At 60.8% G+C, this 25,908-nt stretch carries 19 protein-coding genes and 1 pseudogene; 9 read left to right on the top strand and 11 right to left on the bottom strand.

All coding sequences use genetic code 11. The annotated features are described in order from the left end of the window. The first annotated feature begins 598 nt into the window (after positions 1-598). From AC0L2P_RS30375 to AC0L2P_RS30365, 3 genes are all read left to right on the top strand, one after another. On the top strand, positions 599-2,008 hold the full coding sequence (locus AC0L2P_RS30375; RefSeq protein WP_473506749.1) for a toll/interleukin-1 receptor domain-containing protein: 1,410 nt from the start codon (positions 599-601) through the stop codon (positions 2,006-2,008). Further along, the gene (locus AC0L2P_RS30370) at positions 2,005-3,519 is read left to right on the top strand and encodes an argonaute/piwi family protein (RefSeq protein ID WP_473506747.1); all 1,515 of its coding nucleotides are present in this window, start codon (positions 2,005-2,007) and stop codon (positions 3,517-3,519) included. Before AC0L2P_RS30375 ends, AC0L2P_RS30370 begins: the two co-directional genes overlap by 4 nt. A 653-nt stretch (positions 3,520-4,172) precedes the next feature. Next, a complete protein-coding gene (locus tag AC0L2P_RS30365; protein ID WP_473506745.1) occupies positions 4,173-4,541 on the top strand; it encodes a helix-turn-helix transcriptional regulator in 369 nt (122 codons plus the stop codon). Here AC0L2P_RS30365 and AC0L2P_RS30360 read toward each other — a convergent pair. The 5 genes from AC0L2P_RS30360 to AC0L2P_RS30340 all read right to left on the bottom strand — a co-directional run bounded on the left by AC0L2P_RS30360 (position 4,522) and on the right by AC0L2P_RS30340 (position 10,422). Next, complete coding sequence (locus AC0L2P_RS30360) at positions 4,522-5,775, bottom strand: tyrosine-type recombinase/integrase (RefSeq protein WP_473506743.1); 1,254 nt, start codon at positions 5,773-5,775, stop codon at positions 4,522-4,524. The two genes, AC0L2P_RS30365 and AC0L2P_RS30360, sit on opposite strands and share 20 nt — an antisense overlap. 316 nt (positions 5,776-6,091) lie before the next feature. Beyond that, positions 6,092-7,654 (bottom strand): glutamine-hydrolyzing GMP synthase, encoded by a 1,563-nt coding sequence (gene guaA, locus AC0L2P_RS30355; protein WP_473506741.1) that lies wholly within the window; start codon positions 7,652-7,654, stop codon positions 6,092-6,094. 55 nt (positions 7,655-7,709) lie between these two features. Continuing rightward, positions 7,710-8,378, bottom strand: coding sequence for a 5'-methylthioadenosine/S-adenosylhomocysteine nucleosidase (locus tag AC0L2P_RS30350; protein ID WP_473506739.1), 669 nt, complete (start codon positions 8,376-8,378; stop codon positions 7,710-7,712). 151 nt (positions 8,379-8,529) lie between these two features. Continuing rightward, complete coding sequence (locus AC0L2P_RS30345) at positions 8,530-8,988, bottom strand: PaaI family thioesterase (protein ID WP_473506737.1); 459 nt, start codon at positions 8,986-8,988, stop codon at positions 8,530-8,532. A 144-nt stretch (positions 8,989-9,132) separates the two neighbouring features. Further along, positions 9,133-10,422 carry an RsmB/NOP family class I SAM-dependent RNA methyltransferase gene (locus AC0L2P_RS30340; protein ID WP_473506735.1) on the bottom strand — a complete coding sequence of 430 codons (1,290 nt, stop codon included), beginning with the start codon at positions 10,420-10,422 and terminating at the stop codon, positions 9,133-9,135. Between the two features lie 346 nt (positions 10,423-10,768). On the opposite strand from AC0L2P_RS30340, the gene AC0L2P_RS30335 reads away from it, so the two are divergent. Further along, entirely contained in the window at positions 10,769-11,446 is a 678-nt protein-coding gene (locus AC0L2P_RS30335; protein ID WP_473506733.1) for an MIP/aquaporin family protein, read from the top strand. A gap of 80 nt (positions 11,447-11,526) precedes the next feature. Here AC0L2P_RS30335 and katG read toward each other — a convergent pair whose 3' ends face one another. Further along, on the bottom strand, positions 11,527-13,725 hold the full coding sequence (katG, locus tag AC0L2P_RS30330; protein ID WP_473506731.1) for a catalase/peroxidase HPI: 2,199 nt from the start codon (positions 13,723-13,725) through the stop codon (positions 11,527-11,529). 145 nt (positions 13,726-13,870) lie between these two features. On the opposite strand from katG, the gene AC0L2P_RS30325 reads away from it, so the two are divergent. Next, positions 13,871-14,782: a hydrogen peroxide-inducible genes activator gene (locus AC0L2P_RS30325; protein WP_473506729.1), complete on the top strand. Its 912-nt coding sequence runs from the start codon at positions 13,871-13,873 to the stop codon at positions 14,780-14,782. Between the two features lie 179 nt (positions 14,783-14,961). Here AC0L2P_RS30325 and AC0L2P_RS30320 read toward each other — a convergent pair whose 3' ends face one another. Further along, a complete protein-coding gene (locus tag AC0L2P_RS30320; RefSeq protein WP_473506727.1) occupies positions 14,962-16,359 on the bottom strand; it encodes an MFS transporter in 1,398 nt (465 codons plus the stop codon). A gap of 241 nt (positions 16,360-16,600) precedes the next feature. Here AC0L2P_RS30320 and AC0L2P_RS30315 point away from each other — a divergent pair, with 241 nt between their 5' ends. Both AC0L2P_RS30315 and AC0L2P_RS30310 read left to right on the top strand, forming a co-directional pair. Then, positions 16,601-17,071: a winged helix-turn-helix transcriptional regulator gene (locus AC0L2P_RS30315; protein WP_473506725.1), complete on the top strand. Its 471-nt coding sequence runs from the start codon at positions 16,601-16,603 to the stop codon at positions 17,069-17,071. A gap of 332 nt (positions 17,072-17,403) precedes the next feature. Then, positions 17,404-18,645 (top strand): hypothetical protein, encoded by a 1,242-nt coding sequence (locus AC0L2P_RS30310; RefSeq protein WP_473506724.1) that lies wholly within the window; start codon positions 17,404-17,406, stop codon positions 18,643-18,645. Between the two features lie 1,018 nt (positions 18,646-19,663). On the opposite strand, the gene AC0L2P_RS30305 is transcribed toward AC0L2P_RS30310, so the two are convergent. The 3 genes and pseudogenes from AC0L2P_RS30305 to AC0L2P_RS30295 form a co-directional block, all read right to left on the bottom strand. Next, entirely contained in the window at positions 19,664-20,266 is a 603-nt protein-coding gene (locus AC0L2P_RS30305; RefSeq protein WP_473506722.1) for a cupin domain-containing protein, read from the bottom strand. 360 nt (positions 20,267-20,626) lie between these two features. After that, complete coding sequence (locus AC0L2P_RS30300) at positions 20,627-21,649, bottom strand: quinone oxidoreductase family protein (protein ID WP_473506720.1); 1,023 nt, start codon at positions 21,647-21,649, stop codon at positions 20,627-20,629. Positions 21,650-21,666: 17 nt separating this feature from the next. Beyond that, positions 21,667-23,317: pseudogene (locus AC0L2P_RS30295) on the bottom strand (ABC transporter substrate-binding protein). Between the two features lie 138 nt (positions 23,318-23,455). Between AC0L2P_RS30295 and AC0L2P_RS30290 the strand changes: the two are divergent. Next, entirely contained in the window at positions 23,456-24,340 is an 885-nt protein-coding gene (locus AC0L2P_RS30290) for a LysR family transcriptional regulator (protein WP_473506718.1), read from the top strand. Between the two features lie 156 nt (positions 24,341-24,496). Then, complete coding sequence (locus AC0L2P_RS30285; protein ID WP_473506716.1) at positions 24,497-24,910, top strand: ester cyclase; 414 nt, start codon at positions 24,497-24,499, stop codon at positions 24,908-24,910. A 152-nt stretch (positions 24,911-25,062) separates the two neighbouring features. Here AC0L2P_RS30285 and AC0L2P_RS30280 read toward each other — a convergent pair whose 3' ends face one another. Then, positions 25,063-25,737: a calcium:cation antiporter gene (locus AC0L2P_RS30280; RefSeq protein ID WP_473506714.1), complete on the bottom strand. Its 675-nt coding sequence runs from the start codon at positions 25,735-25,737 to the stop codon at positions 25,063-25,065. Between the last annotated feature and the right edge of the window lie 171 nt (positions 25,738-25,908).

The following is a 25,908-nucleotide window of genomic DNA, read 5'->3' as shown; positions in this document are numbered from 1 at the left end:
TTTCGTGGGACAACATCAGAAATCGTCCGTATCGTTCCGTATGGTCCCGCGACGCCATATAGTTGACCCGAATACCCCATTCGCGAACGTTCGGAGCCATGTTCCAGAATGACTCGCAGTGGGCCGCTAGCTGACTGTCAATTTTAGACCTTCTAGTCGAAGAAAGCGGACGTTCGCATCACTCACTCTTTCGCTGTAAACAAGATGCCCAGTCAACGACGCCAAAGGGGCCAAGAGCCGTCTGACGGCTTATAGGTGGCGCAACGCGGGAACTGGTGATTTAACTGATTCGAAACTGCTCGCATGATGCGGCGCTCACAATCGCTAGAGACACCAGTTTAGGCATGTAGCCACATTACCGGCTGATTCTCTTTTTTGGCGCCACAAGTATTGCTGGCCGACTGATCATACGACTCCGAAAAATGTGTGCGGGAATCGATAATTGATGGCGCGCGAAGCACCGGGATGATGTTGGTTAGAGTATTGTGTCGAGGTGAATATTCGCGTTAGTGAGGACCGTTTCGCCATGGCTGCAGCATACCAAACCGTCAGTCGCAACCCGGAGGCGAAGCTTACTTGCTCCTCAAAGGTGTCGCTAATGACTGATCCCGATCGAAACGTCGTGTTCATCTCCCATGCCACGCCGCAGGACAACGAGTTCGTCAAGTGGTTGGGCGCCCGTCTTATCGGGCTTGGCTACAACGTTTGGGCCGATGTGTTCGAGTTGAAGGGAGGAACGCCTTTCTGGAACACGATCGAGGAAGCCATCACGTCCCGAGCCATCAAGGTGATCTTCGTGGCCTCCACCGAAAGCGTCAAGCCGGATCGCAAGGGGGTGCGAGACGAACTGGCGGCATCTGACATCACAGGTCGCAAGCTAAAGGATACCGCCTTCGTCATTCCAGTGCGCTTGGACAAGGTCGACTTCGGCAGCTTCCCGATCCAGCTGCTTCAACTCAACGCTCTCGACTTTTCTTCTGGCTGGGGCGGCACGCTAGTCACGCTGGTCGAGACGCTCGAGAAAGCGAACGTGCCCACCGACTCGGCCAGAATCGATGAGCGGATGAGCTACTGGAGGGAACGCACCAGCAGGGATGTACCCCGGGTCGAGATCGCGCCCGAACTATTGCTCACCAACCTGTTGCCGATCGAGGCGCTGCCTACCCACGTCAGCTTCTATGAATTCAACGGCCCAAATACCGAGATCAACAAGGCTCTCAACAGCACGGGCATCCCGTACACCCGCCACGCCCGCCTCATCATCTCGTTCGCCGCCATGGAAGAGATCCAGGCTGGGTTGCCGCCGAAGTTCACGCTCGCCCTCGCGAGACGCGTGGAGGTACAGCGCTTCCTCAATGGCCGCCAAGGCAACGAGACGGCGCCGGAGTGGCTCGACGCCCGGAACATGCTGACGTTCCTCCTTCGGCGGCACGTGGAGCGCTTCCTGGCATCAAAGGGCTTGAAGGCCCAAGATACCTCTCAGGGTTTGGCCTTCTACTTCCCGCTGGGCCTCATTCCGGATGGCAAGGTTCGGTACCGCACCCCCGATGGCAAGCAGACCTGGAAGCAGGTCAATGGCAGGAGCGAGAAGCGCCAGTTGAATTGGCATCTCTCGATGCTGGTGAACATTGACCTGCGGCCGCCGGGCTTCACCAGATTCAAGCCTTACATCTGCTTTTCGGAAGGTGCGGAGAAGCTGATCGACGATCCCAAACGCGTTGCCGCTATCAGACGCCGCTTCTGCAAGAGCTGGTGGAACCGCCACTGGCGTCAGTTGCAGCAGGCGTTCATCGCTTTTCTGAGTGGCGGGGAGGAGATAGCCGTGCAACTGGACGGTACGGAGCTGCTCAAGCTCAGTGGCAAGCTTCTGCAGTTGCAAGGCATGCGCCGATTGGTTGGTGATACGGAGTTCGACGACGTCCCGGACGAACCCGAAGAGCCGGATGACGATGATGCGGATGAAATGGATCCAGCCCTGTTCGAACCCGACGAGGAGGACGCGGCGTGAAACAGTGGCGCGTTGTGCATATTCAAGAGCCCGAGCTCGAGTTCGCCCACGGCCAGACCGCAGCGCACCCGAAAGATGGTCTGTTTCTCTATGGCCCACCGTCGTCGAACTACAATCCTCGCTGCATGGAGGTGGGCATTATCGCGACCGAAGAAGGCGCCAGACTCTATTCGGCATGGGTCCGAAGCGTCAAGGGTGCGATAGCTACACCGGACGCCGGCAAGGAAGCCAACAAGTACATGTGGCCTGGCTTCCAGGCGGCTTTCGGCGCCGAGTGGTCGGACGTTCCCTTCGGCTACTGCAAGGTGGATGCCGACGAGATCTCCAAGGCGATTCGCACCGGCACACGTCATGAGGGAATCTACAGCACCGTCGAGATCTACGAACGGGCGCTCCGGAAGCACCTTCGAGAGGAAGAGGCCTCGCCCAAGATGTGGTTCGCGATCATTCCCGAAGAAGTCTACACATACGGCCGGCCGCAGTCGGTGGTACCCCGAGCCGAGCGAATTGAATCTCCTGTAGGCATCAAGAAGACCGCTGCCATCCGACTGATCAAGCAACCAACCATGTTTGGCGAGATCAACGAGGAGGCGCGACCGTTCGAGTTCGAGGCTAACTTCCACAACCAGCTCAAGGCCAGACTTCTCGACACCGGCAAGGTCATTCAGGTCGTGCGGGAAACCACTTTGGAGACGGAGCGGGATCCCAAACTGCGGCGGCGATCGCTCCAGGATCCCGCCTCGGTCGCCTGGAACTTGGGGGCCACTGCCTTCTACAAGTCCAGCGGCACGCCTTGGCGCTTGGCCAACGTCCGAGAGGGCGTCTGCTACGTGGGCCTGGTGTTCAAGAAGTTGGAGGCGGCCCGCGGGCGCGACAACGCCTGCTGCGGCGCGCAGATGTTCCTCAACACGGGCGAAGGGGTCGTCTTCAAGGGTGCTGTCGGCCCCTGGTATTCGGAGAACGATCACAGCTTCAAGCTCGACCGCGATCAGGCTGCGCGACTGATGACCATGATAGTGGAAGGCTACAAGGATATCCACGGCAAGCCTCCAAAGGAGCTTTTCATCCACGGCAAGATCGAGTTCGGGGACGAAGAGTGGGCCGGCTTCAATAGCACCGTGCCCGCCGAGACTAATCTGGTGGGCGTGCAGATCCGTCGCCAGAACGAGGTCAAGCTGTTCCGCTTCGGGCAGAACGCCGTTCTCCGGGGCACGGCAATTATCGTGGACGAACGCTTGGCTTACTTGTGGACGGCCGGCTACATCCCGAGGCTCGAGACCTATCCCGGCCGCGAGGTTCCGAACCCACTCACGGTCAGGATTCGCCGCGGCGACACCACGATCGAAAGCGTCCTGCAGGATCTGATGGCATTGACTAAGCTCAACTACAACAGCGCCGGATTCTCGGACGGGTTACCGGTAACGTTGCGGTTTGCCGACCTTGTTGGCGAAATCCTGACGGCCGGACCTGATGCAGGATCGGCTAGACTGCCTTTCCGGCACTACATTTAAGGCGTGAGTGGGAGGCTCACGGCTGTCTGTCAGTGCACGGTAGTCCGAATGGGATTGGCGGGGTCCGTCGACGACGAGCTTCTACACACGATGGTCTACCGGGATGACCTCTACTTTGACGATCTTTACCTTGCGAACTGCTGCCCGTCACGAATGTGCGCTGAAGGCTCGGCCGGAATGGCCACTGGGATCACGATGCTACTCGAATGCAAGATATGTCAGAAAGCAGGCTGGCGATGTCAGGTCGATCGTCTGTAAGATATGGTACCGCCCATTCTCCGAGACTTCGCGATGGGCATAGGAGGTGGGATTTGTGCCTTGAGTTGGACGCGGCTGTCGGAGCAGGCGAGCACGGCAGCAGCAATGGCCTGAAACTTCGGGCCCGCTGACAAACACGTTCACCACCGCACGCGAGCCGAACACGTGGAGATATGTTCGAAAGCATCGAGGTGGGCCATCAGCCCAAAAGCCTGGATCTCGCGAACTTCGCTATCTTCGAGCCGGTGGGTTTCGGTGTGCTCGTGAGCAAGACCTAGGCTTGCCGACCTTCGCAAAGCTCGCCGGCTGGTCAAAAGAGACGATGTGATCGTAGTTGAGAGCTATACCCAGATTGGAGCAGATGCACGATCATTGGCCCGAAGGAGCCCTTCGGTATGCACATGCTCAAACGGCAGAAGCAAACTCAACGCGAAAGCTGCCAAGGCATAGAGGCCGCGCCAGCGGGTCGCTCCCTTACGATTCTATCGCACATTGAGGCGCGACGGGTCGTTCGAACTGTTCGCCGATCGCAATTGCGAGAAATCGTCCCGTTATCGGACACGACCATTTATGACATGGAACAACGAGGCGAGTTCCCCCGACGGTTCAATCTGACCCCCCGCTGCGTTGTTTGGGACCTGGGAGAAGTCGAAGCCTGGATTCAGGAACGGCGGAACGCGTCATCTGCAGGTTCTATCGAACTGGCCCCGGGACCAGACGTGCGGTCGCGGAAGACGAGGCCGGTCAAATCGGATCGAGGATAACGGCTGCCCCAGAAATCGGCTGCAGCGTGGGGGCGTGTTTCTTGCCAGCCGCCCACGCTTCAATCATGTCGGCCCATTCCTGGAGCATGTGGCGACGCTGCGGTTCATATTCAGCCTTGTTATAGACGCCGCGGGAGGAGCGACTGTCTTCGTGGGCGAGGCATTTTTCGATCCAGTCGCGATTGAATCCGATCTCATTTAGGAGCGTTGAGCCGGTCCGCCGTAGATCGTGCACCGTGAAGGGACCAAGCGGCAGATCTTGTTTTTTTGCGCGGTCCACAATCGCGATGGTAATCCGATTGAAAGTCGCGCGCGACATGGGTTCGTCGGCGTCGTAGCGAGATGGAAGCACGTATCGAGAGTTAGCAGCGCAGGTCTTGAGCGCAATCATGATGTCGAGGGACTGCCGGGACAGGTAGACATTATGTGGCTTCTTCCGCTTCATTCGCTCTTTGGGAATGCTCCATACCGCGTTCTCGAAGTCGACCTCATCCCACGTCGCGTCCAGAAGCTCACTTTTCCGAACCATCGTGAGCAGGATCAGCTTTAGGCCCAGCCGAATGGTTGGCAAAGTCGGCACATTTTCCAACTCTTTCAGCATGATTCGAATTTCTGCGGGTGACAACGCGCGGTCTTTCGCCTCGAAGGTGGCTATTGACGCTGGTCCTACCTCGTCCGCCGGATTAGCGATCTTCTCGCCGTGCAGAATGGCATAACCATAGACCTGCTTAACGATATCCCGGACATGAATGGCCGTTGCTGGTGCGCCACGGTCCCTGACTTTTGCGCAGAGCGCCCGCAAGTCGTCCGACCTTATTTCTGTCAGGAGCCTTTTGTCCCAAATCGGCAAGATGTCTCGATCGAAGACGGCTTTGCGCATGGAGCGCGTGCTGTCCGCCATCTTCGCGTCTTTGAACCATCTTCTGCCGGCATCGCCGAACGAGCCAGTCTCAGACAGGCGCCTCTTGTCACGCTGCTTTTCCTGGGCTGGTGATTTTCCGGCTGCCACCATTTTTCGTGCGGCAAGACAGCGGTCACGCGCCTCTGCTAGCGAGATGCCTCCCTCACCATAGCGGCCCAGCGTCACTGTCTCTCGCCGACCATTCACTCGGTAGTCGTATCGGAACGATATCTGCCCTGTGGGAGCCACGGTCGCGTACATACCGTCACGATCAGTGACTTTGTACATTTTATCTTTTGACTTCAGCTTCTTAAGTGCGATGTCTGTGAGCATAGGAGGAGACAGATGGGCGCATCTAGGATTGTGAAATGCCCAATTTTACCGTCATTCGTTTTACCGTCAAGGCTCTTTGAGAGCCCATTGGATTCAATGCCTTACCTCGAAAGATGCCAACAGGCTTGAGTCCGGCGCAGTGACGGCATCAGTCTGCAGCGAAGATGACGCGAAAAGGAATGCCGTCAGATCTACCGCCAAATGATTCCGCTTAGGGGCGATAATCAGCGATAGACGTAGAGACGAAAGGGGATAAAATTCAGACGCTTAATAAAGCTCCCTCGATAGTCGCCGAATGCTGGCGAACGACCGATCTTTATTCCCACTCGATTGTGCCTGGCGGTTTGCTTGTCACGTCGTAGACGACGCGGTTGATGCCGCGTACCTCGTTGATGATGCGGGTGGCGGCGGCTCCCAGGAATGCCATGTCGTAATGGTAGAAGTCGGCGGTCATGCCGTCGACCGAGGTGACGGCGCGCAACGCGCAGACGAACTCGTAGGTGCGGCCATCGCCCATCACGCCGACTGTCTGCACCGGCAGCAGCACGGCGAAGGCCTGCCAGATGGCATCGTAGAGGCCGGCCTTGCGGATCTCGTCGAGATAGATGGCGTCGGCCTCGCGCAGGATCTCCAGCTTTTCGCGGCTGATGCCGCCCGGGCAGCGGATGGCAAGACCGGGACCGGGAAACGGATGCCGGCCGATGAAGCTTTCGGGCAGGCCGAGTTCCTTGCCGAGCGCCCTCACCTCGTCTTTGAACAGTTCGCGCAGCGGCTCGACCAGCTGCATGTTCATGCGTTCGGGCAAGCCGCCGACATTGTGGTGCGACTTGATCGTTACCGACGGGCCGCCGCTGAAAGAGACGCTTTCGATAACATCGGGATAGAGGGTGCCCTGCGCCAGGAAATCGGCGCCGCCGAGCTTCTCGGCCTCCTCCTCGAACACTTCGATGAACAGCCGGCCGATGGTCTTGCGCTTGTTTTCCGGGTCCGACTCGCCCTCGAGCGCGCCGATAAAACGGTCCGAAGCGTCGACCAGTATGAGGGGCAGATTGTAGTGCTGGCGGAACATCTCCACCACGCCCGCCGCCTCATCCTTGCGCATCAGCCCGTGGTCGACCAGGATGCAGGTGAGCTGGTCGCCGACCGCCTCATGGATCAGCAGCGCCGCGACCGAGGAATCGACGCCGCCCGAAAGTGCGCAGATCACCTTGCCCTTGCCGACCTGTTTACGGATCGTCTCGACCGCGTGCTCGCGGTAGGCGCGCATCGTCCAGTCGCCTTCGATGCCGGCGATGTTGTGGACAAAGTTTTGGAGCAGCCTGGCGCCGTCCGGCGTATGCACCACTTCGGGGTGGAACATGAGGCCGTACATCTTGCGCTCGACATTGCCGAAGATGGCGAAGGGCGAGCCCTCCGATTTTCCAAGCACCTCAAACCCCTTGGGCAGCGAGATGACGCGGTCGCCGTGGCTCATCCACACCTGGTGGCGCTGGCCGGGCGCCCACAGGCCCTCGAACAACGGGCTGTCCCTGGCGATCTCGACGAAGGCGCGGCCGAATTCGCGGTGATCGGAGCTTTCGGCGACGCCGCCCATCTGCACGCACATCGCCATCTGGCCATAGCAGATGCCGAGCACGGGCATGCCGGCGTCGAAGACGATCTGCGGCGCGCGCGGGCTGCCGATGTCGCCGGTCGAGGCCGGGCCGCCGGACAGGATCACCGCCTTCGGATTAATGCGCTTGAACGCCGCCTCGGCCGACTGGAAGGGCACGATCTCGGAAAAGACGCCGGCCTCGCGGATGCGGCGGGCGATCAGCTGGGTGAACTGGCTGCCGAAATCGACAATCAGGACGGTGTCGGGATGATTGGCTGTTTTCATGGCGAGCGTTTAGAGAAAGAAACGAGTCGGCGCAATGGGTCGCGAGGCCCCTCTCTCACTCCGATTCCCCATCTTCACGCGACAGATCAAACTCGATCGCGCCGGAGGCGATCGCCTGTTCCAGCAGCTGCACCGCCGCGGCCAGCTTCTCGTCGATGACATGCAGATATTCGGTCCAGTCGCCAACGTGTCTCAGATCGGCCGCGCCGTCGGAAATGCCGCGCAGGCCGATCAACGGCACGTCGAACACCTGGCAGGCGCGCAGGCAGGCGAAGGTCTCCATGTCGACCATATCAGCCGCGATCGCGTCGTAGGCGGCGCCGGTGACTATTGCCGCCCCGGTCGACAGCGTCGCCGGCCTGATGCCTGGTATCCTGAACGGCAGCGGCACGCTGATGGGCAGATCGAGGAACGGGGTGGCGCCCTTCTCGAACCCCAGGGGCGAAGCGTCCATGTCGCGGTAGGCGACCGAAACGGCCTGGTAGATTTCCGTCTGCTCCAGCGTTCGGCTGCCCGCCGACCCGAGCGACACGACGAGATCCGGCAGCGCGTTTTCGACGCTCAGCCGGGACAGTTCGGCGCCGAGCACGACACCGGCCTCGACCGGTCCGACGCCGGTCATCAGCGGTGTGAACAGAAGCTGCAGATGTGGGCCGTATTCGGCTTCGGCCGCCATGACGAAGAGGACGGACTTGCCGGACAGGCGAGACACTTTACCGGTCACGACGATCACTCCTTTCTGGCCTACCACCGGAGCCGGAAAGTAAGAAGGACGACGTACCCTCACCGGCCCCCGGCCCTTCGGCTATGGCTCCGGGCGTTCGTCGCTCGAAAAGCCAATTTATGGGCTTTTCGTCCGCTGCGCGGACCGCTCCTCACCCCTCGATACCGTCACGCCCAAGCACCGCCATCATCGTTCCGGTCATCGTGGCGATCAGCTTGGCCTCGCCGTCGGTGGCGAATGCATAGGCCTGGCCGTCGGCAACGATGATGGTGCGGCCGGGCTTGGTCACCGAGCCGCGGAACAGAAAGCGCTCGCCCCGGCCCGGCGCCAGCAGATTGACCTTGAACTCGATGGTCAGCACGCCGGAATTTTCCGGCATCAGCGAGAATGCCGCATAGCCGCAGGCCGAGTCGAGAGCCGTCGAAATGACGCCGGCATGAAGAAAGCCGTGCTGCTGCGTCAGTGCCGTCGAATAGGGCATTTCGATCTCGATGATGCCGGGCGTCACCAGCGTCAGCTCGGCGCCAATGGTCATCATCGCGTTCTGGCGCGCAAAGGACGTCCTGACGCGGTCCTCATAATCGGGAGCAGGAACGATCTTTGCTGCCATGGCCGTCGACTTTCGTTTCTCGACAAATCTTATTGCAAGGCATTTATCGCAGAGGGGTGGACGGCAGGCAATCGCAAATGCTGCACTGCAGCATTCGGCTAAACCTGCTGATAAAAAGCGAGATCGGCGACATCCGGTAACGATTCAGCCGGCGCGGCGCAGCGCACAGAAGTAAAAGCCGTCGGTGCCGCTCAGCAACGGCGAAAGCGAAATGCCGCCCGCGGCGCCAATCCGCACTGCCGCTTCGTGGCCCGCAAAACGGCTGTCCCAAAGCTGGCGGTGATCGACCGGGACAAAACCGGGGTGGCGGTCCCGGAAGGCCGAAACCTGGTCGCCATTCTCGTCGTCGAATACCGAACAGGTGATGTAGACCAGTAGGCCGCCGGGTTTGACGAAGCCCTTGGCGGCATCGAGGATCGTCTCCTGCTCGCCCTTGCGGGCGTCGAGCTGCCTTTGTGTCAGCCGCCATTTGGCATCGGGCCGACGCCGCCAGGTGCCGCTGCCGGTGCAAGGCGCATCGATCAGCACGATATCCATGTGCTTGCCGAGCGGCGCGAGCTCGGCTGGCTTGGTGACGATCTGCACATTGCGGTTTTCCGAGCGGCGGATGCGGTCGAAGATCGGCGCCAGCCTGGCTTTCTCGGCATCGTGGGCGAAGATCTGGCCGCGATTGTCCATCGCCGCGGACAGCGCCAGCGTCTTGCCGCCGGCGCCGGCGCAAAAGTCGAGCACCTGCATGCCAGGCTCGGCGCCGGCCAGTTCGGCCGCAATCTGCGAACCCTCGTCCTGAACCTCGAACCAGCCTTTCTGGAAGGCCGGCTCGGCCTGTACGTTCGGGTGCCTGCCATCGGCTTCGATCGGCGGTATGCGGATGCCGTGCGGCGCGATCCGGGCAGGCTTGGCGCCGGTTTCCGCCAATTCCGCCAGCACCTTGCCGCGATCGGCCTTGAGCGTATTGACCCTGAGGTCGAGCGGCGGGCGAGTGCCAAGCGCTGCACCCTCTTCCACCCAGGCCGTGCCGAACGCCCGCTCGAACAGCGGCATGGACCAATCGGGGATGTCTGCCCTGACAGCCGGCGGCGCGTCGGCAAGCCGGCGAGCAGCCAGCGTTTTCAGTTCGTCGGCGGTAAGCAGCGGTGGCGCGAACTTGTCGCCCTCGAGCGCCTCGTTCAGCGACTGCGCCGTCTGGCCCCATTCGAGCAGCAGCGCGCCGAAGCCGATGGCGCGCGGCGTACCCTCGCCGAGCAGCCAGCCGGCGGAGCGTTTGCGGCGCAGCGCGTCATAGACGATGTTGCCGATCGCGGCGCGGTCGCCGCCGCCGGCGAAGCGGTGCGACAGGCCCCAGTCCTTCAGCGCATCGGCCACCGGCCGGTGGCGCCGGCCAATGTCGTCAAGCACTTCGATGGCTGCCGCCAGCCGCCCGCCCAGTCTCATTGTCGTCTTCCATTACTCAGCAAAATAAAATCCGGCCCTGCTCTTAGAGCTTTTCGTGTCCTGATTGAAACAGTTCTGTTTTCCCGACGGCGAGACGATCCATGCGGAGGGTGGCGATGTGGGTTGGTGGATCGCGAGCCGCCGCGACCAAGTGGGCCTCGGGATGCGGAAACCAAACAATTCAATCAGTACATAATAGATTTCTAATGTAGGCAACTGACACGCACAAGCACGCCGGCTGGTGCAACTGCTCCGCTTTGCAACTTATGCGGTTACGAATACTCTTTGCGCGGTGATTCGCGTCGCAGAAAAAGGCGGAGCCGCGGGTCGATACGAGGAGAGGGCAATGAAGACTTATCTGGCCGAAGTTCTAGGCACGTTTCTATTGGTGTTCATCGGCACGGCTTCGGTGGTGACGGGCGGCTTCGGCGGCGCGCTGCCGCTTGGCCAGGAAGGTATCGGTCTGGCGTTCGGCATCGGCCTCATCGCAGCGGCCTATGCGATCGGCCCGATTTCCGGCGCGCATCTCAACCCTGCGGTGACGCTCGGTGTGTTCCTTGCCGGGCGGATGTCGGCCAGGGACGTCATTCCCTACTGGATCGCGCAGGTCATCGGCGCCATCATCGCGTCGCTGGCATTGTGGATCATCGTCTCCGGACAGGTCGGCGGTCACACCGGCGGCTTCGGCGCCAATGGGTGGGATGTGGCGAAATGGGGCGTCAGCTCGGCCTTCCTGTGGGAGCTGATCGGAACCTTCACCTTCGTCACGGTGATCCTCGGCGTTAGCAACGCCAAGCACGCGACGACCTTCGCCGGCCTCGTCATCGGCTTGACGCTGGCCGGGCTGCACTTCGCCATTATTCCGGTGACCGGCACATCGCTCAACCCGGCCCGTTCGATCGGCCCGGCGCTGTTTTCGGGAAGCGCGGCGATCGGCCAGCTCTGGCTGTTCATCGTCGCGCCGCTGATCGGCGGCGCTATTGCCGGTGTGGTTGCCAAGGCCGAAATCTTCGAGAAATACTGAGCTTTCGGAAGCCCAACGAAAAAGGCGCGGGTCGAGGCCCGCGCCTTTTCTTGTTGAGTCGAGAAATTCGTGTGCCTGGATCAGGCCGCAAGCTCAAAACGGTCGGCGTTCATCACCTTGGTCCAGGCTGCGGCGAAATCCCTGACGAACTTCTGCCCGGCGTCGGCCGACCCGTAGACCTCGGCAAGCGCACGCAATTGTGCGTGCGAGCCGAAGATCAGGTCGGCGCGGGTGCCGGTCCACTTGACCGCCCTGGTCTTGCGGTCGCGCGCTTCGTAGACTTCATCGGAGCCGGCGGCCGGATCCCAGACCGTGTTCATGGAGAGCAGGTTGACGAAGAAATCATTGGTCAACGTGCCCGGCCTGTCGGTGAACACGCCGTGCTTCGATTGGCCGGTGTTGGCGCCGAGCACCCGCAGCCCGCCGACAAGCACCGTCATCTCCGGCGCCGTCAAGGTCAGCAGCTGCGCCCGGTCGACCAGCATCGCTTCGACCGACATCGGCTGCCTGCCCCTGACGTAATTGCGGAAGCCATCGACTTTCGGCTCGAGCGCGGCGAAGGACTGGACATCCGTCTGTTCCTGCGAAGCATCCATGCGGCCCGGCGTGAACGGCACCTTGACGTCATGGCCGCCGTCTTTGGCCGCCTTCTCGATCGCGGCGACGCCGCCGAGAACGATGAGGTCGGCAAGCGAGACCTTCTTGCCGCCGGACTGCGAAGCGTTGAAGCCCTTCTGGATCGCTTCGAGCGTCTCGAGCACCTTGGCCAGCTGCGCCGGCTGGTTGACCTCCCAGTCCTTCTGCGGCGCCAGGCGGATGCGGGCGCCGTTGGCGCCGCCGCGCTTGTCGGAGCCGCGGAAGGTCGAGCCCGAGGCCCAGGCGGTCGCGACCAGTTCGGAGACGGACAAGCCGGAGGCCAGGATCTTCGCCTTCAACGAGGCGACATCCTGCTCGTTGACCAGCTCGTGGTCGACTGCCGGTATCGGATCCTGCCAGATCAGCTCCTCCTTCGGCACGAGCGGGCCGAGATAGCGGACGGCCGGACCCATGTCGCGATGGGTCAGCTTGAACCAGGCGCGCGCGAAGGCATCGGCGAACTGATCCGGATTCTGATGGAAGCGCCGCGAGATCTTCTCATAGACCGGGTCGGCGCGCAGCGCGAGGTCGGTCGTCAGCATCGCCGGCGCGCGGCGCTTCGAGGCATCGTGCGCGTCCGGCACGGTGCCTGCGCCGGCGCCGCCCTTCGGCGTCCACTGATGGGCGCCGGCCGGGCTCTTGGTCAGTTCCCATTCGTAGTTGAACAGATTGTCGAACAAGTTGTTGCTCCACTTGGTCGGCGTCGTGGTCCAGGTCACCTCGAGGCCCGAGGTGATGGCGTCGCCGGCAATGCCGGTGGCATATTTGCTCGACCAGCCGAGGCCCTGCGCCTCGATGCCGGCGCCTTCCGGCTCCGGGCCGACCAGCGATGCATCGCCGGCGCCGTGGGTCTTGCCGAAAGTGTGGCCGCCGGCGATGAGCGCCACGGTTTCCTCGTCGTTCATGGCCATGCGAGCGAAGGTTTCGCGAATGTCGCGGGCCGAGGCCAGCGGATCGGGCGTGCCGTTCGGTCCTTCCGGGTTGACATAGATCAGCCCCATCTGCACGGCGCCGAGATGGCCCTGAAGTTCGCGGTCGCCGGAATAGCGCTCGTCGGCGAGCCACTTGGTTTCCGAGCCCCAGTCCACGTCCTGCTCGGGCTCCCAGACATCGGCGCGGCCGCCGGCGAAGCCGAAGGTCTTGAAGCCCATCGATTCCAGCGCGACATTGCCGGTGAGGATCAACAGGTCGGCCCAGGAGATCTTGCGGCCGTATTTCTGCTTGACCGGCCACAGCAGCCGGCGCGCCTTGTCGAGATTGGCATTGTCCGGCCAGCTGTTGAGCGGCGCGAAACGCTGCTGGCCGGCGCCGGCGCCGCCACGGCCGTCGCCGATGCGATAGGTGCCGGCGCTGTGCCAGGCCATGCGAATGAAGAGCGGGCCGTAATGGCCGAAATCGGCCGGCCACCAATCCTGCGAATCGGTCATCACCTGGTGCAGGTCCCTGATCACCGCATCGAGATCGAGACTCCTGAATTCCTTGGCATAATCGAAGTCCTCGTCCATCGGGTCCGAGAGGCTGGACTGCTGGTGGAGGACGCCAAGGTCGAGTTGGTCCGGCCACCAGTCACGGTTGCTCCTCCTGGCCGATCCATGTGGGACCGGGCATTTGCCGGCGCTGTTGTCGTCGGTTTTCGCGTCCATCCTTGCCTCCGATTTGTTGATTTTTGGGATTTGTTGATTTTCAGGCCAGGGCCAGCGGCCGCGCCATTCTGGAATGGTTCCAGATTAGCCTGCCCGGCCGATAAAGACAAATTGCCTTTGCTGTTTATTCTGATAGGTTTTTCTTATGATAGGCCTCACCGTCCGGCAGATGCATTATTTCGAGGCGCTGGCGCAGACGCTGCATTTCGGCCGCGCGGCAAAGCTCGCCGGCGTCAGCCAGCCGGCGCTGTCTTCGCAGATCGCCGAGATGGAGCTGCGGCTCAATTGCCGGTTGTTCGAGCGCGGCGGCAAGGTGGTGCGCATGACCGACGAGGCGCAAGCCCTGCTGCCGCGCATCGAGCGCATTCTTGCCGATATCAGCGACGTCGAGGCGACCGCCCGGCGCGGCCGCCCGGCAATGGAAGGCCGCTTCCGGCTCGGCATCATCCCGACGGTGGCGCCCTATCTCCTGCCGCATGTGCTGCCGGAGCTGAAACGGCACTTTCCGGCATTGCAGCTCGAACTGCGCGAGGCGGTGACCGCGTCGCTGGTCGAGGACACCGGCTCGGGGAAGCTCGACGCCTTCGTCGCGGCGCTGCCGCTCGATTACCCAGGCCTGGTTACCGAAGAACTTTTCCCGGACCGGTTCTTCCTGGCCGTGCCGGCCGGCGACCCCGCCTTCGCTTCACCGCCGGTGCCGCCGGAAAGCCCGGCACTGGAGCGGCTGATGCTGCTGGAAGAGGGCCACTGCCTGCGCGAACAGGCGCTCGCCGTCTGCGGCAGCGTGCGGCCGGTGGCGATGGCAAGCTACGGCGCGACCAGCCTGACGACGCTCTTGCAGATGGTGGCGCACGGGCTCGGCGTCACTCTCATCCCGGAAATGGCGGCAGGGCCGGCCAGCACTATCCCCGACCTGAAGATCGTGCCGTTCCAGGAACCGATGCCGCAACGCACGATTTGCCTGGCCTGGCGGCGCAACAAGGTGCGCCACGACGAATGCGTCGAGCTGGCCAAGATCATTCGCGGGCTGGATGCCGCGGTGCTGGCGGCGGCTTGAAGCGAGGATGTTGGTCAACGTCGGGCCCTGCGCGACCCAAAATCCCTTCGAATGAAACGGTTTCAGTCTTTGTTCCAGGCTGCGAGCAACGGGCCTTTGCTTCCATAGACGGGGTCCTTGCGCGGTCGTTCTTCGCCTGGTCAAACAAGGTGGAAGCGCCGTTCTCGGGAACCTGGAGGTCAAGCCGTCCTCCGCATGCCCAGCGCCGTTAACGCGCTGAGCGCCGCACCGAGGGCGATGAGTTGCCAACTTATTTGAAAAGCATGCAATGCTTGGTTCGGGGCGAGACTGAGAGAGCCCGTAACCGCCACCAGGAGCGCCACGCCCAGAACATAGCCCAACTGGCGGCTTGTATTGACCACCGCGCTACCCGTCGCTGTCGTGTTTGCCGGAAGATCGCGCGTTGCGCTCCCAATCATAGTCGGCATGGCGATGCCGATGCCGGTGCCGACCAACATCCAAGGCGGCATGATATCTATGCTATAGCGGGGAGCGATTGACGCCATGAAGGCGAGGCCTAGGGATCCAACTGCAAAAATGGCATTTCCGACGATCACAAGCGCTCGCGGTGACGCAGTAGACGCAAACTTCTGAACCAAGTAAGCGGCTATGGGCACGCAAACAGGGCCGGGGATGATCGCAAATCCGGTTTCGATCAAGGAAAGGCCGGCAACTGTTTGCAACCAGATTGCGACGCTAAGAAAGATAGCGGCAAAGGCCGTGCAGAACAGAATGATAGTGACGTTCGCCCAGGTAAATGTCGAAACCCTGAAGAGGTTCGGATCCACGACCGGCGACTGGTGAAACAGGATTCGCCTTACGAGCCAGGCTGCGGTCAGAATTGCCAAGACATAGTATGCAATGATCTGCGATGTCGTCGATTGTTCATGCCCAACGACCGCGAGGGACAGTGATCCCACAGCGATTGCGGCAAGCACGGCGCCAAACAGATCAAGATTTCTGGTCGAGACACTGGCTGGCTGTATTGTTGGTATCAGCGATGCGGCTGCGATGCCGGCAATAACGCCGACCGGCAGATTTATGATGAAAATCCATCGCCATGAATATTCTGCAAGCACCCCGCCAAGGGCCGGACCAACGGCCGCTGCAAGTGCCGATGTCGTCGCCCAGATCTTGACCGCCCCCGCCCGCTTTTGCGCAGGAAGAACCGTCAATATAAGGCCAAGGCTACTCGGAGTCAGCATCGCGGCTCCCGCTGCCTGCAACACGCGAGAGAGTATGAGCGACCACATCGCGCCCGAAAGCGCACAGCCAACACTGGCCAGCGTGAATATCGTCAGGCCCGCAAGGAACGCACGCTTGCGCCCCCACTTGTCGGCGAGCCCGCCGAACGGAATCAACAAGGCCGCATAGACAATGGTGTAGCCGTTCAGAATCCAACTGAGATCGGCAAAGCTGGCTTGGGGAAATTCGGTGCCTATCCGACGGAAGGCGACATTGACGATGAATACGTCAATCATCGCTATGAATGCCGCCCCACATAGGACGAAAGTTGTCAGAAGCGATTTTTGATCTGAGATGTCACTAGAGGATGCAACGCGCGTTTGGGTGTCCATTGCTGTCATCCACCTTTTAGGCAGTTCAACGCGGGCGCTAGCCCGCAATTGATCGCACCCGGTTGATATTTTCCGCCCGGGGCGCCGCGTTTGTGAAAGCGACATCAACGACAAGCGTTAGAGCGTTTTCCATCGCGCAACCTGTCAGTTGGATATTCCAACTCTCAAATTACACACTCAGTTGGATATCGCAACTCACTCTGGTTTGATTTTCCAACTTTCTTTTGGTATGAGGTCTGGAATGCAATCGAAGGCCACCGATGTAACCCCCCGCCTGTGCAATATCGCAGCCGCCCTTGAGGTCGTGGGCGATCGCTGGAGTCTTTTGATTGTTCGGGAGCTGCTTTACGGCCAGCAGAAATTCACCGAGATTGTGAACAATACCGGAGCCCCTCGAGATATCCTCGCCGTCCGGCTCCGCAAGTTGGAAGAGCACGGCGTCCTGGATCGAGAGCCGTACAGCGATCATCCATTGCGCTACACATATCGGCTTACCGCCGCAGGGCGCGCCCTTCTGCCTGTATTGCTCACATTAAAGCAGTGGGGCCAGGATCATGTTCGGGACGGACAGCCGGACTCGGTTCGCCTGATTCACCGACAGTGCAACCACGAAGTCGTGGCACAGGTGCATTGCCGCGCTTGTGGCGAGCATTTGGCGTCTCGCGGTCTGGAGGTGGGTGGAAGGCAGAGCAATGACGTTTCGGCACGCTGATCGGTGGCGTCGTCACTTGGGGCGTTTCGATCCGCCGTACCATCCAGCGGAAGTTTGGTGTTGACCCGAAGTCGACTTTTGCAGACCCGAGTGGCTGCTTTGCGCCGCATCACAGCCGTTGGGTAGGGAAGATGCTCATCCCGAAAGCCGAAAGTTCCGTTTGTTCGAATGATGACAACTGAGGAAATAGGAAACAGCCTTTGCGCGCAATTCCGTGCTTTGGCGTTGCCGCGGATGCTTCACTAGCATTGATCTTTTTGGTGCGGCGTCCGCGGCGTGCAGTAAGTGGAGAATACAATAGCGGTGAGGGCCGCGATCGGTGAGGTTCAGTGATGAATCATGCGCAGAGCACCAGGTCAAAATGTCTCCGCTGTGACTTCACCTTTATTAAACGACGGCCATTGATTTTACTTCACGAGATACGCGGCATGGGGTGCAACGCCATGCCATCCCTCATTCCGTTATGCTTCGTTCTGCTGTTGGCATCTCCGGCAAATGGTCAATTGGCGCCCGAAGCGTCAGCGGTTGCCACGGCTAACGACAGCTCGTCGGTCGTGGTTTCCGAACACACCGAGGTCGGCAAGGAACCGGGCAAGCCACAACCGAACACGCTCGGATCCCATATATCTAGAGAGCTGGTGCTCAGTGAAGCGCAGGCACTCAAGGAGGGCGCGCAAACGCCGCTCGGCGAGCATGAGGAGGCTTTACGCCGCGAATTGGCTGTAGCACGAGCGGAGCTAAACGTTATGCAGCGCGGCGCACGTGACCTAAGCGCCCAGGCACACCTGCTGGCAGACACGGTGGCTCAGCAAGCACAAGCCCTAAAAGAGCAGCAGCGAACAGACGAAGCGCTCGCGCTCGATCTTGAGACGACGCAGCGCGTTATCGAAAGCTACAGGGCCGAAGCCAGTCTCTGGAACAGCGATACGGCTGCCGCGCCTGGAGCGCACACCTCTATGGACGCCTCCCAGCTTGCCGCGAAGCGAGCGCTTGATGACGAGCGGCACAAGGTTGAGCTCCTGGAACAAGAACTTACCACGGCTCGCCAAACTATCGATAGTCTTAAGAAACGCGCAAATCTGGCAGCCGTCGAGCAGGCCAACGCCATAAGGGACCGAAAGGTGGCCGAGGCCGCTCTAAAGCAGGCTCGAGAAACACTCGAACGGGGACGGGGACGAGCAGATTCAGCTGTACGTGACCTCGATATTGTTCGCCAGGAACGCGATGCTTTAAAGCAGAACTCGGTAGCGTTGAGTGCGGCGCTCGACCAAGAGCGTGAACGGGCTATCGGTCTAGCCCGCAGCCTTAGTGCCGCAGGTGAGGCAATTGATATTGTCAAAGGTAAGCGCCGCACTGCGGCTGTGGAGCGCGCGCCGAAAGCGCGTACCCCCGCACTTGCAAGCAGGTTATCGCATTCGGGCGCCCAACCAGCCCGTAAACCGGGCTTGCCGGAAAAACAGAAAATGAAGGTCAAAAAGCCGCCGCAAACTGCTCTGCTGGCAACCATACCTCTTCCTGCAGCATTGCTTCCAACACGGCCATCAAGAAGCTCGAGCCGCGCCAGTGAAGACTAGTGCATGTCGCGCAAAAGCATGCCCTCGGGCTTGACCCGAGGGTGTGCAGCGGTTTTGCGGTAACGACATGCATCAAAACAAGAACCTAAGGCGCGTCGCATGGGGCTGGTCGAAGGTGACGCGCTTTAGGGAACGAACTGTATGCCGCGGGGAGATGACAATGAAGAAGTATGTCGTAGCCGCGTTGACGATCGGGATCACAATTGGGCCCGCCTCGGCTCTTGAAGCAGGCGTGGGCGGTAGGGCGGGCGGTGTCGGAGTCGGTGCTGGAGTGAGCGCCGGTTCGCAAGGCGCATCTGTGGGGGCGGGCACGAGCGTCGACGGCGTCGGCGGAGCAAATGTTGGAGCTTCGGTCGGTGCGGATGACGGATCAGTCGACGCAGGCGTTGGTGCCAGCGGCAACGTTGGTGACACAAGCACAAGTGCCACTGTGGGCGACGATCCGTCCGCCGAAAACGAACCGGCTACCGCGCCCGACCCTTCGACTGCAGTGACGGCCCCTGCCAGGACCGCCAGGCAATCCATCGTCCTGCCACCCGTCCTCAGGCCTTCCAAAGCCGGTGGGAGTGACTCCACCAAGGGGTATCCCTTTGGATCTCTGGGACCACTGACAGCGAGACCCGGTACGCCGGTTGCGGTGGTGCGAGCCTGCCGCGCGGCGATCGCGGCCGCTGCGACGCCGCTTGGCGCGGTCCGTGTCCACGCGGTAAGCGCAGGCGCATTGCGTCAACTTCGGGGTGCACGCACGGCGCCGATCGAGGTGCGAATAGACTACGCAAGAAAGGGTGGCATCGAAGTCCGAGAGGCGCAAGTCAGTTGTCGCCTCGATGCGTCGGGCAGGGTCACTGCGATAAAATAGCACCAAGCCTGATTGCCAGCGCTGCTGCACGCCGACAGCGGCACGATCCGCTTCGCCATCTACAAGGCGGCCTTCTTCGTCGGTGGCGCCGGAGGTGTTGGTCGAAGGTCCGGTTTGTAATCCCGAAGTGAACCTGCAACTCCCTTCGAAAGGAACGGCTTAGTCCCTTTCCCAGGCCGCGAGCAACGGGCCCTTGCTTCCATAGACAGGGTCCTTGCGCGGGCGGCCGACCCTTGGAATCGTTACGACCGCCTTGGCATGGTCGGCAGCGGTCGTGCATTCGTCATAGGTGCCGGATGGAGGATAGGCGCCGACGACCAGAAAATCGTCGGATGCGGAAAGACGCTGGTGCCCGGCGCCGGCCGGAAGCACCGCGACGTCGCCGGCCTTCAGCGACAGCGTTCGTCCCTTGCTGCCGCCGAACCGGACTTTGGCCGTGCCGCGCGCAACGCCCAGCACCTCGTGTATCCGCGAATGGTAATGAACGTAGTCGTAGATGCCGTTGCGCCAGCTATCGCCCCAGCCATTGGCCTCGAAAAGCGCCTCCATGACGGCCGCCGGATCGAATTCATCGGGCAGCTTCACGGCGCCGCGATAGACGACTAGCGGCCAGGATGGATGATTGGGCACCAGGCCGTCATCCTTGAAGCGAAACGCGTTCGCTTTGCGTGGCCTCAGGAGATCGGCGATCTCGCGCTTGTCCGGCCGGGCGATACCGGTGACCTGCTCGACGGCTTTCTTCGTGGTCTGCAGAATGCTCATGGGGCTGGCCTTGGTTTGGTTGGGAGCTTTATGCCGGGTTAACCGGCTGCATGGCTGTGGGTTCCCGCTGAGGTCGGAGATCTGGGGCTACGCGGCCGTCGTTTCGGCTCCGCAACAAGGTCCGGCAACTCCTGAATGACTGCTTCGCGCCTCATGCGGGCCATTCGACTTCCGTCTTGATGTTCCCAAAACCGGCCGTTCTCGAAGCACGAACTGCCGGATGCAATGGCCGCGACGGTGTGGCCGACAGAATAACAGCTTCAGATTTGCTTAGGACCACGCGGCCTTTGGGCAACCCAAGCGCCACCACCGCTCAGCGTGACGCTCAGGCGTCAAGATGAACGCTCTCGCGCGCTAAAGCTAACCTGCGAGATAGCCGCCTCGGTATCGGCAGCCTTTAAGGAACCAGCAGGATACGCCCCTTGATCCCCCTCTGTTCGAGCGCGGCATGGGCACGGGAAGCATCAGAGAGTGGCATCGTTGTCCATGAGTCTGCATTGCGCGTTGGGCAGCGAGGCGTGCCAGCATTGCGACGGCAGCTTCAAGTGCCGTGCCGTCAAGGCTCTCTGATGAATAACCAGTCAGCGATACCGGCCGGATCAGGTTCCAGAGATCGAACCGGACATCACTACCCCCCACCGCGCCAACAAGGGACAACGTCCCGCCGGGTTTCAGCGCGGAGAGCGATGTGTCGAAGATGGCAGCTCCCACCGTATCGAAAACGCCATCGACGCTTTCCGGCTCGACCAGAGACAGTTCACCGGCTTTTGAAGCCAGCACGCGTCTCGCTCCCAGCGAACGAACGTAATCAGCCTGCTCGGGCTGCGACACGATGCCCAGAACGTGTGCGCCCAACGCGCTGGCAAGTGAAACCGCCGCCGAGCCCACGCCGCCCGCCGCGCCGGTGACCATGACTTGCCGCCCCCTGAGAGGTCCAAGAGGATGCAAACCCTCGTGCGCGGTGACGCCGGCCAGCCCAATCGCGGCCATAGCCATGACATCCGTGCCAACGGGCAGTTGAGCTGCCGCGCTGGCTTCAACGGTCACGAACTCGGCATAGCCCCCGGGCCGATCGGCCCGGACCCCGCCGAGGCCCTGCATCATCGTGATCACCTTTTGGCCGATGAGTGCGCCCGCCACCAGGCCCCCGGTCTCAACGACCTCGCCGACGACTTCAACGCCCGGCACATATGGAAAGGGGGCTGGCTTGCGGATAGGCCAATTGCCCGCCCTTATCTCGAGGTCGGTGTGATTGACCGCGGCGGCGATGGTCCTGATCCTGATCTCCGACGCGCCTAGCGCAAGGACCGGAACGGCCTTCCACTCAAGGACGTCCGGACCGCCGTAGCGGCTGACGAGGATCGATCGTATTTCGCTTTGCATGACGAGGGTTCTCAGGTTCAGGTTTCGTCCAGCCAGGCGTCGAAGTATTCGTGTTCCTGCGTTGGATGGACCCGCACACCCTTGAGGGCGGGAACCCAGTGCTTGTAGAGTTTTCGCCAGTAGGGCTGGATCAGAATTCCAGCATCCTGCAGCATGGCCTCGATTTCTTTCATCGAAACTTTGCGCTTCTCAGCATCCGGAATGGCCAATGCGGCATTGAGCTTGGCGTCGAATTCAGGATTTGACCATGCACTTTCGTTCCACGCCTCGCCCGTCCGGTATGCGACGGCAAGGACCTGGACGCCGAGTGGCCGCATGTTCCAAGTCGTCATCGAAAACGGGTACTTCGTCCAATCGTTCCAGAAGGTTGAGCCCGGTAAGACAGTCCGCTTGACCTTGATCTTCGCTTCACGCAGCTGGGCCGCGATAGCGTCGCCCGTGTTGCGGTGAAAGTCCTCGTCAGCCGTGATCAGCTCGAACTCAAAGTCCTTGCGACCGGCCTCCTCAAGCAAGCGGGTGGCCTTGTCGATATCACGGGCTGACTGCGGGCAGTTCGACATACTCGGGATGAATCGGCGAGACATGATGGTTGTGGGCCACGTCGCCGGCGCCGCTGTAGCCAAGATCGAGCACAACCTTGTTGTCAACGGCCAACTGCAAGGCATTGCGCACCCGCTGATCATCAAAAGGTTTATTGGTGACATTCGTTCGAGCCAGCAGAGTCCCCGCGGTCGCCGCCTCACCTTTAACCAGCCCAAGTCCATCCAAGCCTGCCAGCTGGTCTACCGGAGACTCGTAATTCGTGTGGATCTCGTGCGCTTCGAACGCCCCAAAGGTTGCGTTCGGATCCGTCCCATAATCAATAAACTCGATGCCATCGAGGTGAGGCTCGCCACCCCACCAGTTTCCATGTGTACGACGTTTCAAGACACCGCGAACGCCAACGTCGTAGGAAATCAACTCAAACGGTCCGGTTCCGATCGGGCATCCGCTGAAGGTTGCCCCTTTTTCGTCGAAGCTTTTGTGAACCAGCAGTGCCGGATAATCGGCCAGATTGGGGATGAACGTAATATCCGGCCGCTGAAGCGTAATGAGCAGGGTCATGTCATCGAGGCGTTCGATCGCTGTTTCGCGCAACTTGCCGGTCGACTGGTCGATGAGCATGCCCATCCGCCCGGCCATGGAGTTGCCCGCAACATCCCGCTCGCACCAACGCCGCAAATTGAAGATAACGTCATCGACCGTGAACGCGTCGCCATTGTTCCAGGTCGCGCCGCGCCTGCAAAGCAACACAAACTGCGTCGCATCGGCGTTGACCTGCCAGGATTCGAGCAGGCGGCCTTCAAACGTGTAGTCGGCAGTGTATTTGACGAGCGGCTCGAGCGTCTGGCGCTGTGCATTGGCAATCTCGGACCAGTCCGCGGTCCGCGGGTCCTTCGGATCCTTGACGAACATCGCGACCTTTAAGGTGCCACCGCGTTTGGGCTCCGCCGCCAGTGCTGGCGTCAACGACGCACCGATAAGCCCGTAACCCATCGGCGCCGATGCGCCGAACGCGCTTGCCAGGGCCAGGAATTCGCGGCGATCCAGTTGGCCATTCAGACAAGATGCCGCCGAGGCGTAGACATGTTCAGGAACGTTGTCGGAATTGCTCGTAAACAATGGCATCTTGCTTCCTTAAGGCCACAGTTCCCCGCGCGAACGGTCATGCGGGATTTCAGACCTGACCGCCGCGACACTTCCATATGAAACGTATTCGAGATAAGTGGGCGTGAGAGAGCAACACTTGAAACGAATTGTGTTGAAATGGACCGCTTCGCCGGGATGACCGTCTTCGTGAAGGCTGTGGAGCTCGGCTCCTTTTCAGCCGCAGCGGAAGCTATGTCGACCTCGCCGCAGCTCGTCGGAAAATACGTTCGCGCGTTGGAGGACCATCTTGGTGTCCGGCTTCTAAACCGAACCACACGCCGGCAAAGCGTAACGGACTTCGGCCGTGGCTATTATGAGCGAGCCAAGCACATCCTCGCCGAAGTTGAGATGGCTGAGGGATTAGCCGAGGAGACAAAGTCGGTTCCAACCGGCAGGCTGAGGATCAACGCACCGGTCAGCTTCGGCATACGCAGCCTTAGTCCTAGTCTGCCGGAATACCTGAAGGCCCATCCGCAGATTTCGGTGGAATTGACGCTTTCCAATCGAGCGGTCGATGTAATTGACGAGGGATATGACGCGGTCTTTCGAACCGGCGAACTCGGCGATAGCGGCCTCATCGCCAAACCTTTGGCTCCCTACCGACTGGTTCTGTGTGCTTCTCCTTCATACCTTAAGACACATCCAGCCCTAAGGCACCCTCTCGATCTTCAACAGCATGAGTGTCTTGGCTTCTCCTTCACCGAGTTGCGGACGCACTGGACGTTCGATGGCCCGGACGGAAGGGTTGTTGTTCCGGTATCTGGCCGTGTGATGGCCGATCACGGCGAGCCCCTGCTATGCGCGGCTGTGGCGGGGATAGGCGTCTTGCTGCAGCCGAGCGAAATCGTGAGTGAGGCCCTGGCAAGCGGCGACCTAGTCGGGATTTTGCCGGACTATCGCCCGCCGACGCGGCCGCTTAATGTGATCTACGCTCCCGATCGGCGCGTAACCGCCAAGCTTCGGAGCTTTTTGGATTTCGCCGTAGCCAAATTTGGACGGTAGCGCCGCGATTGCCAAACCCTGCCTCAGGCCGCGCGGGGTCTAATTGGAGCGAATTTGTTGTAGGTCAGCAATCATTGGCAAGATTTATCCCGGCCTGCTTCAACGGTACATCCGTCAGTATCGTCACTACGACGCAGCCAAATTGGGATATTTGTTATGAGCAGCACCGCCACCTCTTTCATGGCCCGGTTCGTCGAATTCATCAACTCGGCGGATGAAAAGCTGGCGAACGAGCTCGTCTCGCCGAATGCCATCTTCCATGTCCCCGGTAGGCCAGAGCCGATGACCGGACCTGCTGGTTATATGGCGATCGTCGCAATGATGCGAGCAGGCTTTTCCGACATCCAATGGACCTTGGAAGAAGCGATCGCCGAGGAGAACAAGATCGCGGCCCGCTTCACGATGAACGGCACCCATACCGGACCATTCATGGGCGTGCCGCCAACCCAAAAGACGATCCACGTCCAGGCACTGAACATTTATCACCTTGAGAATGGCAAGATCGTCAAGGAATACGGTCAGCCCGATATCCTCGGCCTCTTGATGCAGTTGGGCGCGTTTCCCTCGTAGGAACATCACCACAGGCCATTGCACTTCTGAGATTGCGTCGGCTGCGAAATGTCAGCTTACCCAACTCCTCGCCCGGAACCGGACAGTCCGTTGACGGCCCATTCGAGACGTTCAAGCAGTTTTCCAACCTATCCGCACCCCACCCCGCCCCCTCACGGCACAAATATCAAAAACACATACGTGCAAAACACCACAAGATGCACCAGGCCGGTCAGGAACGTCGTTCTCTCCGTGCTAAAGCTCACATTACAGATGAAAAGCGCCAGCACCAAAAGCACCGTGTCGGTCGCCGGCAGGCCCAGGGTGAGGCCTCTGCCGGTCAGCAGGCTGGCGGCGGCGATGCCTGGTATTGTCAGGCCGATTGTGGCGCAGGCCGAACCCATGGCGACGTTCAGGCCGCGCTGCAGCTCGTTGTTGAGTGCGGCGCGAACCGCTGAAATCGCCTCCGGCATCAAAACCAGCCCGGCGATCATTGCGCCGACAATGGCATCGGCCTGCGGCACCTGGTAGGCGACGAGCGGGTCTTCGACGCTTGCGGCGACCTGCTCGGCCAGCATGACGATGCCGATCAGCCCGATCAGCAGGAGCACCGCGGCGACGGCAATGCTTTCGTGAGCGTCGGCGGGCTCCGCGGGGCGGTGGGCTTGGGCGTCGATGAAATCGTCGCGGTGGCGGACAGTCTGCGCGAACAGAAAACCGGCATAGAGCAGCACCGAAAGCACGCTGACGAAGCCAAGCTGAGCCGCCGAGCGGGCGGAGACACCCCAAAAAGCACAGTTTTTGGCTGATGTCCAAAATCCCAGTTTCGGGCCGGTCAAGCCTTGCACGCTTCAGGAGCCGGGCGACTTCGGCAAGCCGTCGCCGTCACGGGAGACGGCCAACCGGCTCGTCGCACTTGTAGACCGGGCAGCGGCCGTCACCGGTCGGGACATAGGCCGACATCGGCATTTCGGGCCAGTCGCATTCGTTGCCGAATTGCCTGACGTAGCGGTCATAGG

It is taken from the genome of Mesorhizobium sp. WSM4836 (genome assembly GCF_055811815.1).
The sequence above is the reverse complement of the archived record's forward strand: the minus strand, read 5'-3'. Positions and strand labels throughout refer to the sequence as shown.